This window comes from Streptococcus sp. GMD4S, from assembly GCF_000296955.1.
The window spans coordinates 1-2,682 of the sequence record NZ_AJRE01000137.1 but is presented as its reverse complement, the minus strand read 5'-3'; the positions used below and the strand labels follow the sequence as shown (position 1 = coordinate 2,682).

At 46.0% G+C, this 2,682-nt stretch carries 2 protein-coding genes; both read left to right on the top strand.

Annotation, left to right across the window (positions count from 1 at the left end; translation table 11 throughout):
- Positions 1 to 623 (top strand): phenylalanine--tRNA ligase subunit alpha (gene pheS, locus GMD4S_RS07800; RefSeq protein WP_000330078.1); only part of this gene is annotated, 623 nt, incomplete at its 5' end.
- A gap of 129 nt (positions 624 to 752) precedes the next feature.
- Positions 753 to 2,682: phenylalanine--tRNA ligase subunit beta (pheT, locus tag GMD4S_RS07795; RefSeq protein WP_000961538.1), on the top strand; the 1,930-nt coding region annotated here is incomplete at its 3' end.

The following is a 2,682-nucleotide window of genomic DNA, read 5'->3' as shown; positions in this document are numbered from 1 at the left end:
ACTACTACAACTTCGAGCGTATGAACCTTCCAAAAGATCACCCAGCTCGCGATATGCAGGATACTTTCTACATCACAGAAGAAATCTTGCTTCGTACTCACACGTCTCCAGTTCAGGCGCGTGCGATGGATGCTCATGATTTTTCAAAAGGTCCTTTGAAAATGATCTCACCAGGGCGTGTGTTCCGTCGTGACACGGACGATGCGACCCACAGTCACCAATTCCACCAAATCGAAGGCTTGGTTGTTGGGAAAAACATCTCTATGGCAGATCTTCAAGGAACCCTTCAGTTGATTGTGCAAAAAATGTTTGGTGAAGAGCGCCAAATTCGTTTGCGTCCATCGTATTTCCCATTCACAGAGCCATCTGTTGAAGTGGATGTTTCTTGCTTCAAGTGTGGTGGAGAAGGCTGTAACGTATGTAAGAAAACAGGTTGGATTGAGATTATGGGTGCCGGTATGGTTCACCCACGTGTCCTTGAAATGAGTGGAATCGATGCGACTGTTTACTCTGGCTTTGCCTTTGGTCTTGGACAAGAGCGTGTCGCTATGCTCCGTTACGGAATCAACGATATCCGCGGATTCTATCAAGGAGATGTCCGCTTCTCAGAACAGTTTAAATAAGATTGAAACCTAAAACACAGTCCTATACAGTCCTAGTTATTTTCTCTTGATGAGAATGGTGAGGACTGACTCGAAGAAAAAGAAAGGAATTGAAAAGGTCTTATTCGGTGAGATCTTACAATCAGAATTATGCTTGTATCTTATAAATGGTTAAAAGAATTGGTGGACATTGATGTGCCATCACAAGAGTTGGCTGAGAAAATGTCAACTACAGGGATTGAGGTCGAAGGTGTCGAATCACCGGCTGCCGGTCTCTCAAAAATTGTCGTCGGTGAGGTCTTGTCTTGCGAAGATGTGCCAGAAACACACTTGCATGTCTGTCAGGTTAACGTTGGCGAAGAAGAAGCCCGTCAGATCGTTTGTGGTGCACCGAATGTACGTGCTGGAATCAAGGTCATGGTAGCTCTTCCAGGAGCTCGTATCGCGGACAATTACAAAATCAAAAAAGGGAAAATCCGTGGTTTGGAGTCACTTGGAATGATCTGTTCACTTGGTGAACTGGGAATTTCTGACTCGGTCGTACCGAAGGAATTCGCAGATGGTATTCAAATCTTGCCTCAAGATGCAGTACCAGGTGAGGAAGTCTTCTCATATCTAGACTTAGATGATGAAATCATCGAACTTTCTATCACACCAAACCGTGCAGACGCTCTATCTATGCGTGGGGTGGCTCATGAAGTGGCAGCCATCTATGACAATGCAGTCAACTTTAAAGAATTCAGTTTAACAGAAACAAATGAAGCTGCAGCAGACGCCCTTTCTGTAGGCATTGAGACAGACAAGGCGCCTTACTATGCGGCCCGTATCTTGGATAATGTGACCATCGCACCAAGTCCACAATGGTTGCAAAACCTCCTTATGAACGAAGGTATCCGTCCAATTAACAATGTCGTAGACGTAACCAACTACATCCTGCTTTACTTTGGTCAACCGATGCATGCCTTTGACTTGGATACTTTTGAAGGGACCGACATCCGTGTGCGTGAAGCGCGTGCTGGTGAAAAATTGGTGACCTTGGACGGTGAAGAGCGTGACTTGGAAGCAAATGACTTAGTCATCACTGTCGCAGACAAGCCAGTAGCCCTTGCAGGTGTCATGGGTGGTCAAGCAACAGAAATCTCTGAAAATTCTAGTCGTGTTGTCCTTGAAGCAGCTGTTTTCAATGGCAAATCGATCCGCAAGACTAGCGGACACCTCAACCTTCGTTCTGAGTCGTCTTCTCGCTTTGAAAAAGGCATCAATGTGGCAACTGTTAATGAAGCCCTTGATGCGGCGGCTAGCATGATTGCTGATCTTGCAGGTGCGACGGTGCGTAAGGGCATCGTTTCAGCGGGGGAGCTTGACACTTCAGATGTGGAAGTTTCTTCAACCCTTGCAGACGTTAACCGCGTCCTTGGTACGGAGCTTTCCTATGCTGATGTGGAAGATGTCTTCCGTCGTCTTGGCTTTGGCCTTTCTGGCAATGCAGAAAGCTTTACAGTCAGCGTACCCCGTCGTCGTTGGGATATCACTATCGAAGCTGACCTCTTTGAAGAAATCGCCCGTATCTATGGTTATGATCGCTTGCCAACTAGTCTTCCAAAAGATGACGGTACAGCTGGTGAATTGACTGCGACACAAAAATTGCGTCGCCAAGTTCGTACCATCGCTGAAGGAGCAGGTTTGACAGAAATTATCACCTACGCTCTGACAACTCCTGAAAAAGCAGTTGAGTTTACAGCTCAACCAAGTAACCTTACAGAACTCATGTGGCCAATGACAGTGGACCGTTCCGTTCTCCGTCAAAATATGGTCTCAGGTATTCTTGATACAGTGGCCTACAACGTGGCTCGTAAGAACAAAAACTTGGCTCTTTATGAGATTGGAAAAGTCTTTGAACAAACAGGCAATCCGAAAGAAGACCTACCAAACGAAATCAACAGCTTTGCCCTTGCTTTGACAGGCTTGGTTGCAGAAAAAGACTTCCAAACAGCAGCAGTTCCAGTTGATTTCTTCTATGCTAAGGGAATCCTTGAAGCGCTCTTTACTCGCTTGGGACTAGAAGTGACTTATACAGCAA